Here is an 18505-nt window from a genome sequence, read left to right on the forward strand (position 1 = left end):
CGCCAGCATCATTGTTTAGCGGCGTTGCGGTGTGACAGGCCGCGCAATTTTTAAAGCGTACCGTCTCCCTGACCGAGTGAACCACGACGCAATGTACAAGCTCTATTCGATGCAGCGCTCCGGCAACAGCTACAAGGTCCGGCTGGCGCTTGCCGTGCTGAACACGCCGTACGAGGCGATCGAGATCGATATCCTGCGCGGCGAGAGCCGCACCCCGGAATTCCTGGCCAAGAATCCGAGCGGCCAGGTGCCGCTGCTCGAGGTCGCCGAGGGCCGCCATCTCGCCGAGTCCAATGCCATCCTCTGGTACGTCGCGATCGGCACGCCGCTGGCGCCGGAGTCGCGGATCGAGCGCGCCGAGGCGCTGCAGTGGATGTTCTTCGAGCAGCACGCGCTGGAGCCGAACATCGGCGCCGCCTATTTCTGGCTGTCGCTGGTCAAGGGCGGACGCGACCTGCAGACGCACGCGCTGGAGGACTGGATGGAGCGCGGCTATGCGGCGCTGCAGGTGATGGAAAATCACCTCAAGGAGCACACCTATTTCGCCGCCGGACAGCTTACAGTCGCCGACATCGCCCTCTACGGCTATACCCACGTCGCCGACCGCTGCGACTTCGACCTGGCGACCTTTCCGTCGATCCGCGCCTGGCTCAAGCGCGTCGAGCAGACCCCCGGATTTGTCTCGATGGACTGGCAGCCTGGTACCGAGGCCGAGCCTGAGCCCCGCCTCGCGGCCGGCGTCTGAACGGCCGGGTGTGAATCCAGGGAATAACGGGGAAACTGCCCAAATAGCGGGCAAAACCCGCACCGCCGCCGTATTTTAGCCATTTTTGGACGGTGCCGCCGCCGCAATGTTGCCGGTGACAACCGGCAGATTCACGCAGATGTCGCGAGTGATTCGCTCGCGGCCTGAGGGATTTAGACCATGAAACGGTGGTCCGGCACGGCAGGCTTCGATGGCCGCCCTGCCCCGGTGGCATCATCCCGGCTGACGAACGCGATCGCCGCGTCGCTCGCGCTTGGCGCGCTGACGTTGTGCCTGGTCGTCGCCGTGACCGTGCTGTCGAGCAACGTCACCATGGCAACGGCGATCCCGGCGTAATCAAGCAATTTCCGGTTGGCACCTGATCCGCGGCAAGGCGCGGGAGAGACAGCGGCGCGACATGATGAAGACCCCCGTCGGACTGGTGACCGTGACGCTGTCGGCGGCGATCCTGCTGGCGGCATCGCTCCTGATCGTGACCGGCACGCAAGGCGAAGACCACGCACGCCCCGCGCATGTCACGATGCCGGCCGCCAGGCCGGCCCCGCATCACTAAAGCATGATCCGGAAAAGTGCGAAGCGGCTTTCCGAAAAGATCATGCTCAAACAAAGAGCTAAGGCGCGATGACGATTCAACCTAATCTCATCGCGCTTTAGCTCAGGCGCAAAGCGCATTAGCCCCATTTGTGGAAGATCAGAAACGCCCCGGCGGCGATGAAGGCGAATCCGAGCGCGTGATTCCAGCCCAGCGGCTCCTTCAGGTACAACACCGAGAAGGCGGCGAACACCACCAGCGTGATCACCTCCTGCATGGTCTTGAGCTGCGCCGCCGAGTAGACCGCGCTGCCCCAGCGATTGGCCGGCACCGCCAGCCAGTACTCGAAGAAGGCGATGCCCCAGCTCACCAGGATGACGATGGGGAGCGAGTGGTCCTTGAACTTGAGATGGCCGTACCAGGCGAAGGTCATGAAGACGTTCGAGGCGAACAGCATCAGGATCGGCAGCAGCGAAGGCGAAATGGCGGGCATCGAATGTCCTCTTGCAAGCAAAGCACGCGGTAACCCGCAGGCACGGAACCGGGTTCCGCGCCGATCTGCATACCATTTGATTTGAAAGCAGCGAAAGCTGGTTCGGCCCCCGCAACGCCCGCTTAACGGTCGGGACGGAAATGCCGGCGCGGTTGCGGCCCTGTCGTCAAACTGCGGCTTTATCGTTCGTTTGACAGATAGCGAGAACGCGCATGCGGTTCGACTGGCGTGCAATTTCAGGTCCGGCCCTGACGGCGATCACGGCATCCGCCGCCTTCCTGATCGATCGCCTCGTTGTCGCCGTCCCCAATCCCGCGCCGCTGTTCGTCTGCATCGTGGCGCTTGCGAGCTCGATCAGCGGCATCACCTCCGGGCTGATCTCCGCCGCGATCGCGGTGGCCGCCTCGGCGCTGTTCTTCCTCGATCATCGCGCGCTGCCCGGTTACGACACCGCCGACGTCGCGCGGATGCTGATGCTGGCGGCGACCGCGGCCGGCACCGCCGTGATCACCGGAATGCTGCGGCAGAAATGGATCGACGCCTTTGCCGCGGACCAGCAGCATCACGCCACCGCGGAGCGGCTCGCCGCCGCGCTCGACCAGGTCGACATCGGCATCGTGCTGCTCGACGCCGACACCCGCGCTGAATTCATCAACCGCGCCTTCCGCGACTATTTCGCGCTGTCGGATGCGCAGGCCGAGAGCAAGCCGCCCTTCGTCGCGCTGATGTATCACGGCCGCGACACCGGCGCCTATGAACTGCCGGAAGACGAGCTGAGCGCGTTCATCGCCGAGCGCATCGCGATGATGCGCGCCGGCGACTCCACGCCGATCAATCTCAACCTCGCCGACGGCAAGGTGCTGCGCTTCAGCTGCACCGCGCTGCCGGACGGCGGCCGCATGCTGAGCTACACGCCGGTCACCGACCTCGTGCGGCACACCGACGATCCCGCGAAGGCCGAGGAATACCGGGCGCAGCGCGCCGGGCGCGAGCGCCATCTGGCGCGGCCGCTGCGCGCCGCCGAGTGAGGCGCGGCTTCGTCCGCAATTGATCCTGCGAGATAGCGACGGTAGAACCTTGCGAGCGGTGCGGAGACATCGCCCGCAACGCAGGATCATCCAGGAATCCTCCATGGCCGACGACGTCACCATCCGCTTCGTCACCCGCGACGACTACGCCGAGTGGCTTCCTCTGTGGGATGGCTACAATGCCTTCTATGAGCGATCCGGGCCGACCGCGCTCGCGCCCGAGATCACCGCGATGACGTGGGAGCGTTTCTTCGATGCCTATGAGCCGGTGCACGCGCTGGTCGCCGACGCCGGCAGCAGATTGCTCGGGCTGACGCATTATCTGTTTCACCGCTCGACCACGGCGATCGCGCCAACCTGCTATTTGCAGGATCTGTTCACCAGCGAAGCCGCGCGCGGCAAGGGCGTTGGCCGCGCGTTGATCAACGGCGTTTACGCGCAGGCGAGGCTCGCGGGATCGCCACGCGTCTACTGGCAGACGCATGAGACCAACCACACCGCGATGCAGCTTTATGACAAGGTCGCGGACAAGCCGGGCTTCGTCATCTATCGCAAGATTGTCTGAGCCCGCATCAGCGCCTGTGGATTGAACAGAGGTGTCACCGGCACGTTACAAAGCCCGGCTAGGCTTCCGCTCGCGCAGATCAGGCCCCCCGTCTCAGATCTTCGCCAAGCGGTCCCTGTCAGTCGCCGCGTCTGACCGGGACCGCTTTTTTTGCGGCATCTCATTTTGCGACACCGCCATGCGTGATCGGCGGTAGGACGGCACCTTGCCGGGCTCGGGGCAGCGCGTCACAATCCGCGACATCCCTCGCCTATCCCACAGGATTGTCTCATGGAAATTCGTAATCTCGGCGGCTCCGGGCTGCGCGTGTCCGCGGTCGGCCTCGGCTGCAACAATTTCGGCCAGCGCACCGACCTCGAAACCTCGCGCAAGGTGATCCACAAGGCAATCGATCTCGGCATCACGCTGTTCGACACCGCCGACATCTATGCCGGCATGGGCGGCTCGGAGACCGTGCTCGGCACCGTGCTGGGCGACCGCCGCAAGGACATCGTGCTCGCCACCAAATTCTCCAAGCCGATGGCGACCGACGGCACTAAACAGGGCGCCTCGCGGCGCTACATCATGTCCGCAGTCGAAGCGAGCCTCAGCCGCCTGAAGACCGACCATATCGATCTCTACCAGCAGCACGACTACGATCCGCTCACTCCGATCGACGAGACGCTGCGCGCGCTCGACGATCTCGTCCGCCAGGGCAAGGTGCGCTACATCGGCAACTCCAACTTCCCGGCCTGGCGGATCGCCGAAGCCGAGTACGTCGCGCGCCAGATGAACGTGAACCGCTTCGTGTCCTGCCAGGACGAATACAGCCTCCTGGTGCGCGGCATCGAGAAGGACCTGCTGCCGGCGGCGCAGCAATACAATCTCGGCCTCTTACCGTTCTTCCCGCTCGCCAGCGGCCTGTTGACCGGCAAGTACCAGCGCGGCGCCGCCGCACCCACCGATACCCGCTTCGCCAAGGCGCCGGCGTTGAAGGATCGCTACGTCACGCCGCGCAACGAGGACATCGTCGAGAAGCTGCAGGCGTTTGCCAGGGAGCGCGGCCACACCATGCTCGAGCTCGCCTTCTCCTGGCTCGCCGCGCGCCCGCAAGTCGCAAGCGTCATCGCCGGGGCGACGCGTCCCGAGCAGATCGAGCAGAACGTCAAGGCGATCAGCTGGAAGCTCTCCGCGGAGGAGATGGCTGAGGTCGATGGGATAACGAAGGGGTAGCCTCGCTGGAGCTGCAGTCACAACTGTCGTCCCGGCGAAAGCAGGGATCCATAACCACATGGTTGGGTTGTTGAGGCGCGCTGTGGCTCCAGCGCGTTCCAACAATCATCATCGGTGGTTATGGGTCCCTGTGTCTTGGAAGTCTGTCAGGATGGGTTGGGCGGGAAGCCGTTGGGTCCTTGGCGCTTGACGCCGTGAGCCGGCTCGGCCTCCCGCCCGTTCCATTACCAACCTGAACAGTTGCACGAGGCTGCGCCAACAGACCTCGCATCACAGGGACAGGCACCGTGATCATACCCCCTCGTTATGTCGGAATCGACGTCTCCAAGAAGCATCTCGATATCTTTGATGAAGCTGACGGCGTGTCCAGGCGCATCGCCAACGCGGCACAGGCCATCACACAGCAGGTGGCGCGTTGGCGATGCGATGCGCTGGTCGTCTTCGAGGCCACGGGCGCCTATGATCTCGCGCTTCGCGAGGCCCTAAGCCAGGCCGGTGTCCGCTTCGCTCGGATCAATCCGGCTCGAGCTCGCGATTTTGCGCGGGCCAGCGGCCAACTTGCCAAAACCGATCCGATCGATGCACGGATGCTGGCGGCCTTTGGCCGGGTCATGCAGCCGGCAACCGAGCGGGCCGCCAATCCCGCCCGCAACGCTTTGGCAGGGCTTGCAAAACGGCGGGACCAACTGGTTCTCATGCGCGCGCAGGAGAAGAACCGGCGCAGCGAGGCCGACGACTGCGCCATGGCCGAACGGATCAGTCGGCTCGTTGAGGTTCTCGACGGCGAGATCGCCGAGATCGAGGCCGATATCAACGCATTGACCAAGGCCGAGCCGGAGATCGCGGACGATGCGCGGTTGATGCGCTCACTGCCGGGCGTGGGTCCCGTGGCTTGCATGCAGCTGATCGCGAAGATGCCGGAACTTGGACATGTTGGAGCGAAGCAGATCGCCGCGCTCGCGGGCCTTGCCCCCTTCAACGTCGACAGCGGCGCCTTCCGTGGAAAACGCAAGATCGCCGGCGGCCGAAAGCGCGTTCGTGACGCCCTCTATATGGCGGCTCTGAACGCGGTTCGTCGGGCCGATCCATTCAAGGCCTTCTACGCGCGGCTGCGACAGGCCGGCAAACCAGCCAAGCTCGCTCTCATTGCCGTTGCCAGGAAGCTCCTAACGGTCCTCAACGCCATGATGCGCGACAGAAAGCCCTACCTGCAGACCAAGCCGACATAACAGTTGCCGGCCTTCGCCGGGACGACACCGGGAGAAGACGCGGCCTCTCGGCTCAAGCATGGACGTCTCCGGAATACTGGGTCACCCGCATGCGACGGGTGATGACACCGACAAGCTGTTTGACAGGTTGAATCGAAAACCAACCACGTCATTGCGAGCGAAGCGAAGCTATCCATCCCATCGCATATGCCGAGCGATGGATTGCTTCGTCGCCTCGCTTCTCGGGTCGAGAGATTTATAGAGGTATCAAGAAACGGCTTGCCGAGCCGCAACTCGCGGCCGCTGGCCCGCCTCCGCCCGTTGGATTTCGGCGCGGCATCCTTCTCTCGCTGCGCGAGCGAAGGATGGTGGGTGCGACAGGGATCGAACCTGTGACCCCTACCATGTCAAGGTAGTGCTCTCCCGCTGAGCTACGCACCCAAAGCGTATTTGGATCGGGTCCCTATAACGGACGGCGGCGGGGCAGGCAAGGATACAAAGTGAAGGTTTTTTGGCGAATCAGGCCGCCAGCAACTTATTCACTTCGCTGACCAATTCCCTGAGGTGCACGGGCTTGGCCAGCACCTTGGCGTTTTTCGGCGCCTCCGAATCGGAATTGAGGGCCACCGCGGCAAAGCCGGTGATGAACATGATCTTGATATCGGGATCGAGTTCCGAGGCACGGCGCGCCAGCTCGATACCGTCCATCTCGGGCATCACGATGTCGGTGAGCAGCATTTCGAACGGCTCCTCGCGCAGCCGCTGGTAGGCCGACATGCCGTTGTCGTGCGGCGAGACCTTGAAACCCGCGTTTTCGAGCGCCTTGACCAGGAAGCGGCGCATATCGGTGTCGTCTTCGGCGAGAAGTATTTTCGGCATGGCAGGAATCGTCGAATCCGGCTTGAGGAGTAGTCCGAACAGTAAGCCCGACAGACGGTAAATTTCGGGTGAAATTTGCGTCAAGCCAGCGGCAAATGCGCGCCACCCATTTGTGGACCGAACCGGACATCGAATCAACCGGGTGCCGCATTTGCTGCTTTTAAGACGCGTTCCAGCTGAAACCACACTCTTTTCACTTGGCAGAATGATCGCGATTACCGACAATGCGTGCCCATAAATCTCCGCTTTTCCGGCAGACTCAGTTGCTGCGGGGCGAGGCGGACGCAAGGGACGGCGCCAAGGGAATGACCGAATTTGCTGGCGAGTTGTCGCCCCCGTTCGAGATCGTTGAGCCGCAGGCCTGGCGCGCGCCGATCATCTTCAATTCCCCGCATTCGGGCTCGGTCTATCCGGCCGAATTCCTCGAGGCGGCGCGAATCGACGTAGTGTCGCTGCGGCGCTCCGAAGACTCCTTCATGGACGAGCTGATCGCGGGCCTCAGCGATCGCGGCTTTCCGATCGTGCGGGTCAACTTCCCGCGCTCCTATGTCGACGTGAACCGCGAGCCCTACGAGCTCGACCCGCGCATGTTCACCGGGCGGCTGCCGAGCTTTGCCAATACGCGCTCGATGCGGGTGGCCGGCGGCCTCGGCACCATCCCGCGCGTGGTCGGCGACGGCCAGGAGATCTATCGCGAGCGGCTCGACGTCGATGAGGCGCTGCGCCGGATCGAGGTGCTCTACAAGCCCTATCACCGCGCGCTGCGCCGGCTGATCAACAAGGCGCATCAGGCGTTCGGCGCCGTGATCGTGGTCGACTGCCATTCGATGCCGTCGGTCGGCGTGTCGCGCGACGAGCCGCGCCGGCCCGACGTCGTGATCGGCGACCGCTACGGCACGAGCTGTGCGCCGCTATTGCCCGACCTCGTCGAGGAGATCATGAGCTCGCTCGGCTATTCGATCGGCCGCAACAAGCCCTATGCCGGCGGCTTCATCACCGAGCATTACGGCAATCCGGCGAGCGGCCTGCACACCGTGCAGATCGAGCTCAACCGCGCGGTCTACATGGATGAGCGCCGCCGCGAGCGCGGCCCGCGCTTTGCGCAGGTGGCCGCCGACTTTGCCACCCTGGCGGATGCGCTGGCGAAAATCCCGTTCGGCGATCTCGGCCCGTTCCAAGCGGCCGCGGAGTAGCGGTCGGTTCGGCCGGGACTGCAATTGCCGGCCGAAGCCGTGAACGTGGAATTCAATTGGCGACCGGGCCTGGCGCGAAACTGGATTCCGTATTCACGCGCGGACGCAATGAGCCAAGAAAAAAGGGCCGCTTGAATGAACAAGCGGCCCAAGTCTAGGGAGGAAACGCCCAAGGAGGGCAGCGATAGCGCGAGGCGCTACCGCACCGCAACAATATGCGACCGCGCTGCACAAAACGCAAGAACTTTCGAAACATTTCTTGGGTAATGTTGGAAAGTCTGGCGAAACTGCAACAGGCCGGCAGGAGCGGCTTTCCTTATGTAGGATCAATACTTTACAAGGGAAGCCTTGGGCGGCCAGCGCTCTGCGCATAGCTTGTATACCAGAATTCGCAACTTCGTGATCGAGGCCGGGACCCGGAGCGCTTTCGAATCCGAAGCCAAATCGAAAGTCCGGAACCGCGTCATCGGGCTGGATAACACTCCGTTAATCGTGCGCGCCGCGCCGGATTGAGCTAGGCAAGAACGCATCCGATTTCTACCGCGTCGTTTGCGCAGTTCAGGGACATGCCGTGACGGTCATCGACTTCACCGCCTTCATCGGCCGCCTTGCGACCGCATCCGGCGAGACCATCTTGCCGTTCTTCCGCACCTCGCTCTCGGTCGACAACAAGAGCTCGAACGATTTCGATCCGGTCACCGAGGCCGACCGGGCGGCGGAAGCCGTAATGCGGCGGCTGATCAAGTCGAACTTCCCCCAGCACGGCATCGTCGGCGAGGAGTTCGGCAATGAGCGCGAGGACGCCGACTATGTCTGGGTGCTCGATCCGATCGACGGCACGAAATCCTTCATCGCCGGCTTTCCGATCTGGGGCACGCTGATCGCGCTGCTGCACAAAGGTACGCCGGTATTCGGCATGATGCACCAGCCCTATATCGGCGAGCGCTTCTCCGGCGACAACGGCTCGGCGCATTACTCCGGCCCGTCGGGCGAACGGCGGCTTTCGGTTAGGCGCTGCGCCTCGGTCAAGGAGGCCACTGTGTTCACCACGAGCCCGCTGCTGATGAATCCGGATGACCGCGCCCGCTTCGGCCGCATCGAGAATGCAGCGCGCCTGTCGCGCTATGGCGGCGACTGCTACTCCTATTGCATGCTCGCCGCCGGTCATCTCGACCTCGTGGTCGAGACCGAGCTGAAGCCTTACGACATTGCCGGCCTGATCCCGATCATCACCGGCGCCGGCGGCGTCGTCACCACCTGGGACGGCAAGCCGGCACAAAGCGGCGGCCGCATCATCGCGGCCGGCGACCCGCGCGTGCACGAAGCGGCGATGAAGCTGCTGAACGCCTGAGTTCCCGGTCTGATTCTTGAGTTGCCGGGCGTCTGATCTGCGCCCATCCTGACCGCAACCAGAAAAGTCAGGGATGGGCGACATGACGATGTGCGGCAGGCTGCTTGCAGCCGTTCTCCTGCTTCTCGCGCCCGTCACGGCTTTCGCCCAGGATTTCCCGACCAAGCCGATCCGGCTGATCGTGCCGTTCCCGCCCGGCGGGCCGAACGACATCATCGCGCGGGTGATCGGGCAGAAGATCTCGGAGCTCGCAAGGCAGCCCGTCATCGTCGACAACCGCGCCGGCCAGGGCGGCGTGCTCGGCACCGATGCGGTCGCGAAGGCCGCGCCCGAGGGCTACACGGTGGCGATCGCGAGCGCCGGCGCGCTGGCGATCAGCCCCAGCATGGAAAAGGTCGCCTACGACACGCTGAACGACCTCGCGCCGGTGACGCTGGTCGCGACAGTGCCGGAGATGCTGGTGGTCGCCGCCAACGTGCCGGCGAAGAACATGAACGAGCTGGTCGCGCTCGCCAGGGCGCAGCCGGGTAAGCTCAACTTCGCCTCTTCCGGCCCGGGCAGCCTGCCGCATCTCGCCTGCGAATTGTTCAAGCTGACGGCGAAGATCGACATCGTGCACGTGCCCTATCGCGGCGCTGCGCCGGCGCTGAACGATCTGTTGGGTCAGCAGGTGCAGATGACCTTCCTCGACCTGCCGGTGATCCTGCCGCAGATCAAGGCGGGCGCGCTGCGCCCGATCGCGCTCGGTGGGCGCGAACGCGCGCCGATCGCACCCGACGTGCCGACCACCGCCGAGGCCGGCATGCCCGACTTGGTCATCGAGAACTGGTACGGCATGGTCGCGCCCGCACGCACGCCGCCCGCGATCCTCGCCCGGCTGAACCAGCTCGCCACCGCGGCGATGGCCGATCCGATCGTCAAGCAGAAGCTCGCCGAGCAGGGTCTGACGCTGGCCGGCGACACGCCGGAGCATTTCCGTGACTTCATCGCCGCCGACATCAGGAAATGGGCGAAGGTGATCCAGGACGCCGGCGTGGTGACGACGAAATGAGCCAGCCGTCAGCGCTGCGCTTCGGCGCGCAGATAATCCACGAGCTGCTTGGCCGCGCGCGGCAGCGCCTTGAAGCTGCGCGCGCAGATCGTCAGCCGGCGGTTGGCCCAGGCGTCGCGGATCCTTATCGTCGTGATCGGCATCGATGCCGCGCAGCGCCGCGCCGCGGTCTCCGGAATCACGGCGATGCCGACATCCGCGCCGACCATCTGGCAGATCGCGTCGAAGCCGCGCAGGCGGGCGCGGAAGCGCAGCCGCGCGCCGAGCTTTGCGGCGTGCCGCGAGATATGGACCTGCAGCGCCGACGTTGCCGTGAGGCCGACGAAATCGCGGCCGACCACCTCCTGGAAGTCGATCTGGCGGCGGCCGCCGAGATCGCTGCGTCGCGACGCTACCAGCATCAAGCGGTCCTCGCTAAACAGGAAGCGCTCGACGCTGTCGGGCAGCGCGTGCTCCGCGGCGAAGCCGAGATCGGCGGCGCCGCTGGCGATCGCGGTCGCGATATCGGTGCTCTCGCGCTCCTCGACATCGACGCTGATATCGGGATGCTCGTGCAGGAAGGCCGCGAGCGCCCGCGGCAGATGCTCCGACAGGCCCGAGGTGTTGGCCAGCAACAGCACGTTGGCGCGCACGCCGCTGGCATAGGCGGCGAGATCGCTTTGCAGCGCCTCGACATTGTGAATCACGATGCGGGCATGACCGAGCAGGCTCTCGCCCGCCGCCGTGAGTTCGACACCGCGGCGGCCGCGCTTGAGCAGTGCGACGCCGAGCGCCTCCTCGAGGCCCTTGATCCGCTCGCTGGCCGAAGCCAGCGCAAGATTCGCGCGCGCCGCGCCCTGCGTGATACTGCGCGCATCGGCAACCGCGATGAACAATTGCAAGTCGATCAGGTCGAACCGCATGACGTTTCCCGCCCCATACCTTCGGATCACCCGAAGGCTAACTCCGTAACCTCCAGATTGTGCCGATCGGCTCGATCGGTCAATGTGCCGCCATGGTCGACCATCTCCTGATCTTCATCGCCTTCGCCTTCCTGCTCGCCGGCTTCGTCAAAGGCACGCTCGGCCTCGGCCTGCCGACGGTCGCGATGGGGCTGCTCGCAACCACGATGGCGCCGGGCCAGGCGATCGCGATCGTGATTGTGCCCGCGATCGTCACCAATATCTGGCAGACCTTCGTCGGGCCCTATCTGCGCGACATCATCAAGCGGTTGTGGCCGCTGATGCTCGGCACCGTGGCCGGGATCTGGATCAATGCCGGGCTGCTGACCGGGCCATACGCGGCCTACGGCACCGTCGTGCTGGGCGTGCTGCTGGTGATCTACGCGATCGTCGGCCTGAGCCGGTTCAGCTTCAAGGTCGCGCGGCGCGACGAAAAATGGATCGGCGGCATCGTCGGCGTCATCACCGGGCTGATCTCGGCGGCGACCGGCGTTCAGGTCATCCCCTCGATGCCGTTCATGCAGGCGATCGGAATGGAGAAGGACGAACTCGTGCAGGCGCTCGGCGTGTTCTTTACCACTGCGACCGTGGCGCTCGCGTTCAACCTCACGGCATCGGGCCTGCTGACAGCGGCCACTGCATTGCCGGGCGCGGTCGCGATGGCGGCGTCGTTCACCGGCATGTTCATCGGCCAGGCGGTTCGCACACGGATGCACCCCGAGGTGTTCCGCCGCTGGTTCCTGATCGCGATGATCCTGCTCGGCGTCTATCTCGCCGGCAGCGCGCTGCTCAAGATCCACGGCTAGAGCGGCGGAGCCAGAGCTACCGCGCCTCCAGCGTCGCGACGCGGACGCCGAGATAGATGAAGAGCGCGCCGAGCGAGCGGTTGATCCAGGCGATCACGCCGGCCGATTGCCTGATGCGGCCGGCAGCCCGCGCCGCGAAGGCCGCAAGACCGAGGCACCACAGCGTGCCGCCGGTGATGAAGATCAGGCCGAGCACCAGGAAGGCGAGCGTCTTGTGCGGCGAATCGGCCGCCACGAATTGCGGCAGGAAAGCCAGGAAGAACAGCGCCACCTTGGGGTTGAGGATATTGGTCAGCGCCCCCTGCCAGAACACGCGCGAGATCGAGGTCTCGCCGCCCTGCCCGGCGATCTCCGCGAGCGGCTTGGCGCGCGTCAGCAGCATCTGCAGGCCGGTCAGCACCAGATAGGCCGCGCCGACCAGCTTGACGGCCAGGAACGCGGTCGACGAGGCCATCAGCAGCGCCGACAGGCCGATCGCCGCGCCCAGCACATGGACCAGGCAGCCGGCGCTGATACCGATCGCCGCAGCGGCGCCGCCGCGCCATCCGAGCTGAATCGTGCGCCCAATGATATAAGCGGTATCCGGGCCCGGTGTGACGTTGAGCAGCAGCCCGGACAGGACAAACAGCCAAAGTTCGTGAATTCCCAGCATGTCAGCGAGGTTAACCTATGCAAGTAACTGCCCGGAAAGGATGATCAGCCAGCCGGCGCCATCCCAGCGACACACGAATTCAGTAGAGAAACGACTGTACGATCCGTTGGTCGCATGCCAATTCTGCTACTATGCATTATAGGTGCCTGCAAACCGGGCTTCCGCCGGACCCGGCCTGTCTTGTAAGTATCGGATTCGGTCACCTCGGCTAAGTGGCCATTCCAGGGCACAGGAGACATGGAAAGACGGCTCGCTGCCATTCTTTGCGCTGACATCGCCGGCTATTCCCGCATGATGGGTGCCGACGAGGCGGGGACGCATGCCTCGTTCAAGGCGCACCGTAGCGCGATTTACCCGATCATCCTCAACCATGGCGGCCGAATCGTCAAAAACACCGGCGATGGCTTCCTGCTGGAATTTCCGAGCATCATCGGCGCGATCGAGGCCGCCGTCGCGATGCAGACCCTGATGGCCGAGCGCAACGAACATCTGCCGGCCGACCGCGCCATGCACTTCCGGATGGGCGTCCACATGGGCGACGTCATGGCCGACGAGGACGAGGTGTTCGGCGACGACGTCAACATCGCCGTCCGCCTCGAGACGGTCGCAACGCCCGGCGGCATCGCGGTGTCGGACAAGGCCCGCACTGAAGCGGGACGGCGGCTTGCCGTCACCCTCGTTGACGCCGGCCCGCACCGCTTCAAGAACATCGCCGAGCCGGTCAATGTCTGGACCTGGGCGCCGGCCGGGTCCGATGCCCAGGAGCAGGTTCCGGAGGATGGTCCGCATCTGCCGGGCCAATATCGGACCGCAATCGTCGGCGTGCTGCCGTTCGACAATCTGAGCGGCGGCGCCGACGAATATTTCTCGGACGGCCTGACCGAGGACCTGATCCACGCGCTGTCGCTGCAATCCTTCTATCGCGTGCTGAGCCGCAACTCGACCTTCGCCTACAAGGGCAAGAACGTCTCGACGCGGCTGATCGCGCGCGAGATCGACGCGACCTATCTGATCCAGGGTTCGGTACGGCGCGCCGGCAACAAGATCCGCGTCTCCGCCGAGCTGATCGCGCCCGAGAAGGGCGAGCAGCTGTGGACCGGCCGCTACGACCGCGACATGGGCGACCTGTTCGCGATGCAGGACGAGATCACCGCGAATCTCTCCGCCGCCGTCGCCCAGGAGATCTATCGCGCCGAGGCGTCGGCACCGGCGCGCTCGCCGAACGCCGAGCTGACGGCGTGGGATCGCTTCCTGAAGGGGCTGTCGCACTACTACCAACAGACCAAGGACGATTGCGAAACCGCGATCGCGCTGTTCAAGGAAGCGATCGAGCTCGACCCCGCGCTGTCGATCGCGCGCGCCTATCTGGCGCTGATCCAGATCCAGAGCATCCAGTTCGGCTGGATTCCGAGCACGCGCGAATTGTGGGCCTCGTCGGTCAGCCTGGCCGAGAGCAGCGTGCGGCTCGACCCGCGCTCCTCGTTCGCATTTTCGCTGCTGGCCTATCTGCATGCGATGCAGGGCCACTACGAAGCCGCGATGGATGCCATCAAGCGGGCGATCGAGCTCAACCCCTACGACATGGGCGCGCGCGGCGTGCTGGGAATCTGCCATATGGTGATCGGCGATCATCGCAAGGCGGTCGATCTGTTCTCGACGGCGGTCCAGCGCGGCAACAGCGACCCGCGCTACCAATGGGCGGCGCTGAACGCATTCAGCCATTATCTGCTCGGGCAATATGACGCGTCGCTATCGTGGTCGCGCGAGGGGCTGTATCTGAACCCGAACCATCTGCAGTGCCTTGCGGTGCGCACCGCAGCGCTTGCCCAGCTCGGCCGCGCCGACGAGGCCGCGCAGGCGGCCGAGGCCCTGCTCGCCAACCATCCCGAGCTGACGGTCGAGCGTCACTTGCGCAATTTCCACTGGAAGAACCCGGCCGACATCGCGCATTATCGCGACGGCCTCTTGAAAGCCGGCCTGCCGTTCGGCAAACTCGCTCTGGTTGCATCCACCTCGAAATTCGCCGTCGACTCCTGAGCGAATTCATCCACCGGTAATGGATGCTTTTTAAGCTGAAGCTTTTCAGGATGTGGTTTGATGTCCGATACGGCTGCAAGCGCGGCGCCCGCCCCGCAGGTCTCCCCTGACAATCCCTGCCCGTTCCTGCGGGCGCTTGTCGCCGGCAACTATGTCGGCGGCCATATCGTGCCGCTGCCTGAACTGACCGGCACCATCGGGCGCGCAACCGGCAAGACCGGGTTCGAGGGATTCACCGCACGGGCGAAGATCTTCATGGTGGCGCAGATCGCCAACGGCCTTGGTCCGTTCAGCCAGCTGCGCAGCTTGTTCCAGGGCGCCATTCTCGACGCGTTACGCAACGGCCCGCTCGACAAGCACGGCGCCGGCTCGCGCATCCTCGACCAGCACGCGGTGGTCCATGAGGACGAGATCGCGCGGCTCGCGACCTTCGGCAGCGACTACAAGGCACCCGACGGCAGCGTCGAACGCGGGCTGTCGGCCGCCGAGATCAAGACCTTCATGGCGGCGAACTTCCAGCGCGCCAAGGACGGGCATCCGCCGTCCTACGGCATCCTGCACTGCTACTATCCGCTCCTGATGCTCGGCGAGTGGCCGGTGCTGCTCGACATCATGGGCAAGGGCGAAGGCAAGGACCGCTATCTCAGCGTCGCCGAGGTCAGGACGCTGTTCGTGGACAAGCGCTTTCCTGACCGGATCGTCGCGCTGCTACAGCGCTAGATTTTTGTTGGATGCGTTTTCTTCACGCGAACCGGTATCCGCTTCGCTCGAAAACGCCATGTTTCACTTGAACAGCGGCGTGCCCGGCACGAACGCATCGAACGCCGCCCAGAATTGGCCGCGGTAGCGGTCCTGCTCCTGCAGGATTTCGTGCTTGGAGCCGGCGATCACGAGATGCGAGCCGGCGCGCAAGTGATAGGCGAACTCCTCGATCGCGGCCGTCGACACCACCTCGTCGTTGCTCGCCGCCAGCATCAGGATCGGCTGGCGGATTTCGGACGGATACGACATGCCGCGGAAGGTGCGCATCGCGGTGCACGCGGTGTCGGCCCAGGCGATCGTCGGCGCCGCGATGCCGAGCGTCGGGTCTTCTTCCAGGATCGCCGCGTTGCGGGCATGGCGCACCGGGTCGCTGGTGACGGGATTGCCGATGAAGGGCGCGAGGCCGACCAGTTCGTCGCTGCCGCCGGGAACATAGCGGCCGCCCTGCCCGGCCAGCCGCATGATCCGAAGCAGCGTGCTCGGGAAGAACGACACGCGGCGGCGCGGCAGGTCGATCATCGGCGCCGACAGCACCATGCGGTCGAACCAGCGCTTGCCGGCATGCGCGAGGCGCAGCATCACCGCACCGCCCATCGAATGCGCCAGCGCGAAATAGGGCGGCGGGCAATCCGGCAGCACCACCTGTTGCACGAAGGTCTCGACGTCGACCTCGTAGTCGGCGAAGTCGCGCACATAGCCCTTGCGGGGATCGCGCAGCCGCCGCGACGAGTGGCCCTGTCCGCGCCAGTCGATCATCGCCACCGCAAAGCCGCGGTCGCGCAGATCGCGCACGGTCTCGAAATATTTTTCGATCATCTCGCCGCGCCCGCCGAACACGCAAACCGTGCCCTTGCGGCCGGGCGGCGGCGCCCAGCGCGCAAAGCGCAGCTCGGCCCCGTCTGATGTCTTGATGGTGCCACTAACAACGTCGTCCGGAACCGGGTTGGCGGGAATCGAGACGAGCGTCATGAAGGGGACCGGAGTGGTGAGACAGGGTGGAGATCAAGGACGCCGGCGCCAAAAAATGCGACGCGGTTTCCGCCTCTTGAACGCGACGTGACCTCTCCCATATCACCTCCGTGCAGGCCGCTACCAGTGCTTCGGAACCGAAACATCAGGCTGCACACATCTAAGCCCGGCCCGATGGCGGGCGGGTAACTGAAACAGTCGCTCAATGGAGGACTATTCCTATGCGTAGCTACGACCTCACTCCGTTTTATCGTTCCACCGTCGGCTTCGACCGCCTCTTCAACCTGCTCGATCAGGTAACCTCGGACGGCAGCCCCGGCTATCCCCCCTACAACATCGAGCGCACCGGCGAGAATGCTTACCGGATCAGTGTTGCGGTCTCCGGCTTCTCGCAGGCCGAGCTTTCGATCGTCGCGAAGGAGAACACGCTGACGATCAAGGGCGAGAAAACCGCCAACGAGAACTCCGGCAACGGCTCCGAAGTGCTCTATCGCGGCATCGCCTCCCGCGCCTTCGAGCGCGTCTTCCAGCTTGCCGACTTCGTGCAGGTGAAGAACGCTTCGCTCGAGAACGGTCTGCTCCACGTCGATCTCGTCCGCGAGATTCCCGAGGCCAAGAAGCCCCGCAGCATTCCGATCGGCGGCGGCGAGAAGGCTCCGCAGGTCGTTGACGGCTCGGCCGGCAAGGTCGCCGCCTAAGCAACAAACCCGCGTCAGCAGATATTGGCTGATCGCGAAAACGCCCCGGGAAACCGGGGCGTTTTTTGTTGCCGACGATCCGCAGTGGTGGCGTAGCCCGGATGAAGCGAAGCGCAATCCGGGGAACTTGTCCGCGACGCGACCGCCCCGGATTTCGCGGAGCCTGTCATCGGGCGCGCGTTCGCGCGACCCGTTGGCTCCATCCGGGCTACAGAGCGACGCGGGTCACTCCAATCCCTGCACCTTGGGCATTGCCTGGGTCGGCAGGATCGCGGGCGCAGGCGCCGGAGCCCCCTGACCGACGGTCGGAGCCTCGGCTTGCTGGACGGCTTGCGGCGCAGCCTGGGCCTCGGCCGGCTTCGGGGCTGCGGCCTGCTCGGCCGTCGCGGGTGCGGCTGCCTGAGCAGGCTGCGGCGTGGCCGTGGCCGCCTGCGGGACGGCGGCCTGGGCCGCCGGGACAGGAGCCTGGGCTGCCGCCGGAGCCTGGGTCGCCGGAACCTGGGCCTTGGCCGCCAGCGGGTTCCGCTTCGGCACCGGCACACGGCTGGCAACATGCGGGATCGGGAGCGGCGGGCGCGGCACCCGGGCCTGGATTGGCCGCGGCATCGGCCCGACGGGACCGTCGGTCGCGCTCATTTCCTCTTCGTAATGGTCGCCGAGCCGGGAGGCCGGCGTGAAGCGGATGATGTGGCCGTCGCGGGCATCGATCACCAGCCGGCCGTCGTCGCCGCCCTGGTCGATCACCGAGATCGTGTAGACGAACCCGCGCTGCCGGGGCGCGCCAAGCGGCAGATAGCCGTTCTCGCGCAGCACGGTATAGACCTCGACCGGCGGCAACAGGCTCGGGACCCGGCCAAAGCGCGGCGGCGGCGGAACCTCGGGCATGGCGGCATAGGGCCCGTCCATGTCGGATACCCTGACCAGAAGCGGGCTGCCGATCCGGGCGGACGTCGCCAGCTGGGCCTCGGCCGAGGCTGCGCTGAGCGCGAGGGCGGCGGCAGCAACCGAACCTGTGAACAACTTCATCGCCGTAACTCCTGTCTGCCCCGCCCTGGAGCGTTTCCGCTCTCTTGCCGGCTTGCCCGGGGCAAAACTTCAGTTTCAAATTCGGCGGTCCTTGGTCGCTCCTTGGGCCAGATCACGGCGTGTTTGCTTCGAATCGGGGGCGCCTCATCCCCGCCGAGCCGTTCGATCCGAGCATGCGGGCGAGGACTTCCTCGCGCTTGTGTGATAGACAAAAATTTGGCAAGGTCTAAGTTAGGACAGTAAAGCTGTCTCAATTTCGAGGCCATCCCGGCATAGGGATTGCAACGAGACCTCGGCGCCCCGAGCTCCGAGAATGCTGCAGGCAGGGCCGTCCCT

General features: G+C 65.0%; 20 protein-coding genes and 1 tRNA gene. 14 read left to right on the top strand and 7 right to left on the bottom strand.

The annotated features are described in order from the left end of the window. Nucleotides 1-91 precede the first annotated feature (91 nt). From QA639_RS36390 to QA639_RS36400, 3 genes are all read left to right on the top strand, one after another. Nucleotides 92-745 carry a glutathione S-transferase family protein gene (locus tag QA639_RS36390; protein ID WP_028336064.1) on the top strand — a complete coding sequence of 218 codons (654 nt, stop codon included), beginning with the start codon at nt 92-94 and terminating at the stop codon, nt 743-745. A gap of 180 nt (nt 746-925) precedes the next feature. Beyond that, on the top strand, nt 926-1102 hold the full coding sequence (locus QA639_RS36395) for a hypothetical protein (protein WP_016846694.1): 177 nt from the start codon (nt 926-928) through the stop codon (nt 1100-1102). Between the two features lie 61 nt (nt 1103-1163). Beyond that, nucleotides 1164-1319 (top strand): hypothetical protein, encoded by a 156-nt coding sequence (locus tag QA639_RS36400; protein ID WP_167350367.1) that lies wholly within the window; start codon nt 1164-1166, stop codon nt 1317-1319. Between the two features lie 118 nt (nt 1320-1437). Here QA639_RS36400 and QA639_RS36405 read toward each other — a convergent pair whose 3' ends face one another. Beyond that, nucleotides 1438-1791 (bottom strand): DMT family protein, encoded by a 354-nt coding sequence (locus QA639_RS36405; RefSeq protein WP_028336063.1) that lies wholly within the window; start codon nt 1789-1791, stop codon nt 1438-1440. A 212-nt stretch (nt 1792-2003) separates the two neighbouring features. Here QA639_RS36405 and QA639_RS36410 point away from each other — a divergent pair, with 212 nt between their 5' ends. The 4 genes from QA639_RS36410 to QA639_RS36425 all read left to right on the top strand — a co-directional run bounded on the left by QA639_RS36410 (nt 2004) and on the right by QA639_RS36425 (nt 5825). After that, entirely contained in the window at nt 2004-2819 is an 816-nt protein-coding gene (locus tag QA639_RS36410) for a PAS domain-containing protein (protein ID WP_157348475.1), read from the top strand. A gap of 103 nt (nt 2820-2922) precedes the next feature. Further along, the gene (locus QA639_RS36415; RefSeq protein ID WP_157348476.1) at nt 2923-3384 is read left to right on the top strand and encodes a GNAT family N-acetyltransferase; all 462 of its coding nucleotides are present in this window, start codon (nt 2923-2925) and stop codon (nt 3382-3384) included. 270 nt (nt 3385-3654) lie between these two features. Further along, nucleotides 3655-4596 carry an aldo/keto reductase gene (locus tag QA639_RS36420; protein WP_283088564.1) on the top strand — a complete coding sequence of 314 codons (942 nt, stop codon included), beginning with the start codon at nt 3655-3657 and terminating at the stop codon, nt 4594-4596. 287 nt (nt 4597-4883) lie between these two features. Beyond that, nucleotides 4884-5825, top strand: coding sequence for a transposase (locus QA639_RS36425; protein ID WP_283088565.1), 942 nt, complete (start codon nt 4884-4886; stop codon nt 5823-5825). A gap of 345 nt (nt 5826-6170) precedes the next feature. Here QA639_RS36425 and QA639_RS36430 read toward each other — a convergent pair. Together QA639_RS36430 and cpdR are read right to left on the bottom strand one after the other, a co-directional pair. Beyond that, nucleotides 6171-6245: transfer RNA gene (locus tag QA639_RS36430), tRNA-Val, on the bottom strand. A 78-nt stretch (nt 6246-6323) separates the two neighbouring features. Continuing rightward, nucleotides 6324-6683: a cell cycle two-component system response regulator CpdR gene (gene cpdR / locus QA639_RS36435; protein ID WP_016843340.1), complete on the bottom strand. Its 360-nt coding sequence runs from the start codon at nt 6681-6683 to the stop codon at nt 6324-6326. Between the two features lie 305 nt (nt 6684-6988). Between cpdR and QA639_RS36440 the strand changes: the two genes are divergently transcribed. From QA639_RS36440 to QA639_RS36450, 3 genes are all read left to right on the top strand, one after another. Continuing rightward, nucleotides 6989-7876 (top strand): N-formylglutamate amidohydrolase, encoded by an 888-nt coding sequence (locus QA639_RS36440; protein ID WP_028332888.1) that lies wholly within the window; start codon nt 6989-6991, stop codon nt 7874-7876. A 571-nt stretch (nt 7877-8447) separates the two neighbouring features. Further along, the gene (gene hisN / locus QA639_RS36445; RefSeq protein WP_028332887.1) at nt 8448-9227 is read left to right on the top strand and encodes a histidinol-phosphatase; all 780 of its coding nucleotides are present in this window, start codon (nt 8448-8450) and stop codon (nt 9225-9227) included. A 73-nt stretch (nt 9228-9300) separates the two neighbouring features. Further along, entirely contained in the window at nt 9301-10278 is a 978-nt protein-coding gene (locus tag QA639_RS36450; RefSeq protein ID WP_198400288.1) for a tripartite tricarboxylate transporter substrate binding protein, read from the top strand. An 8-nt stretch (nt 10279-10286) separates the two neighbouring features. Here QA639_RS36450 and QA639_RS36455 read toward each other — a convergent pair whose 3' ends face one another. After that, nucleotides 10287-11180, bottom strand: a complete 894-nt coding sequence (locus QA639_RS36455) for a LysR family transcriptional regulator (protein ID WP_082190628.1) — start codon at nt 11178-11180, stop codon at nt 10287-10289. Between the two features lie 92 nt (nt 11181-11272). On the opposite strand from QA639_RS36455, the gene QA639_RS36460 reads away from it, so the two are divergent. Then, complete coding sequence (locus QA639_RS36460) at nt 11273-12025, top strand: sulfite exporter TauE/SafE family protein (RefSeq protein ID WP_157347834.1); 753 nt, start codon at nt 11273-11275, stop codon at nt 12023-12025. A gap of 16 nt (nt 12026-12041) precedes the next feature. Here QA639_RS36460 and QA639_RS36465 read toward each other — a convergent pair whose 3' ends face one another. Continuing rightward, complete coding sequence (locus QA639_RS36465; protein WP_028332883.1) at nt 12042-12677, bottom strand: LysE family translocator; 636 nt, start codon at nt 12675-12677, stop codon at nt 12042-12044. A 237-nt stretch (nt 12678-12914) separates the two neighbouring features. Between QA639_RS36465 and QA639_RS36470 the strand changes: the two genes are divergently transcribed. After that, entirely contained in the window at nt 12915-14714 is a 1800-nt protein-coding gene (locus QA639_RS36470; protein ID WP_028332882.1) for an adenylate/guanylate cyclase domain-containing protein, read from the top strand. 60 nt (nt 14715-14774) lie between these two features. Beyond that, nucleotides 14775-15434, top strand: coding sequence for a hypothetical protein (locus tag QA639_RS36475; RefSeq protein ID WP_283088566.1), 660 nt, complete (start codon nt 14775-14777; stop codon nt 15432-15434). Nucleotides 15435-15497: 63 nt separating this feature from the next. Here QA639_RS36475 and QA639_RS36480 read toward each other — a convergent pair whose 3' ends face one another. Next, a complete protein-coding gene (locus QA639_RS36480; RefSeq protein WP_283088567.1) occupies nt 15498-16445 on the bottom strand; it encodes an alpha/beta fold hydrolase in 948 nt (315 codons plus the stop codon). A 221-nt stretch (nt 16446-16666) separates the two neighbouring features. Between QA639_RS36480 and QA639_RS36485 the strand changes: the two genes are divergently transcribed. Next, the gene (locus QA639_RS36485; RefSeq protein ID WP_028341344.1) at nt 16667-17143 is read left to right on the top strand and encodes an Hsp20 family protein; all 477 of its coding nucleotides are present in this window, start codon (nt 16667-16669) and stop codon (nt 17141-17143) included. 225 nt (nt 17144-17368) lie between these two features. Here the strand turns inward: QA639_RS36485 and QA639_RS36490 are convergent, their stop codons facing one another. Then, on the bottom strand, nt 17369-18169 hold the full coding sequence (locus QA639_RS36490) for a hypothetical protein (protein ID WP_157347835.1): 801 nt from the start codon (nt 18167-18169) through the stop codon (nt 17369-17371). Nucleotides 18170-18505 lie beyond the last annotated feature (336 nt).

Source organism: Bradyrhizobium pachyrhizi (assembly GCF_029714545.1).
Lineage (GTDB): Bacteria > Pseudomonadota > Alphaproteobacteria > Rhizobiales > Xanthobacteraceae > Bradyrhizobium > Bradyrhizobium pachyrhizi.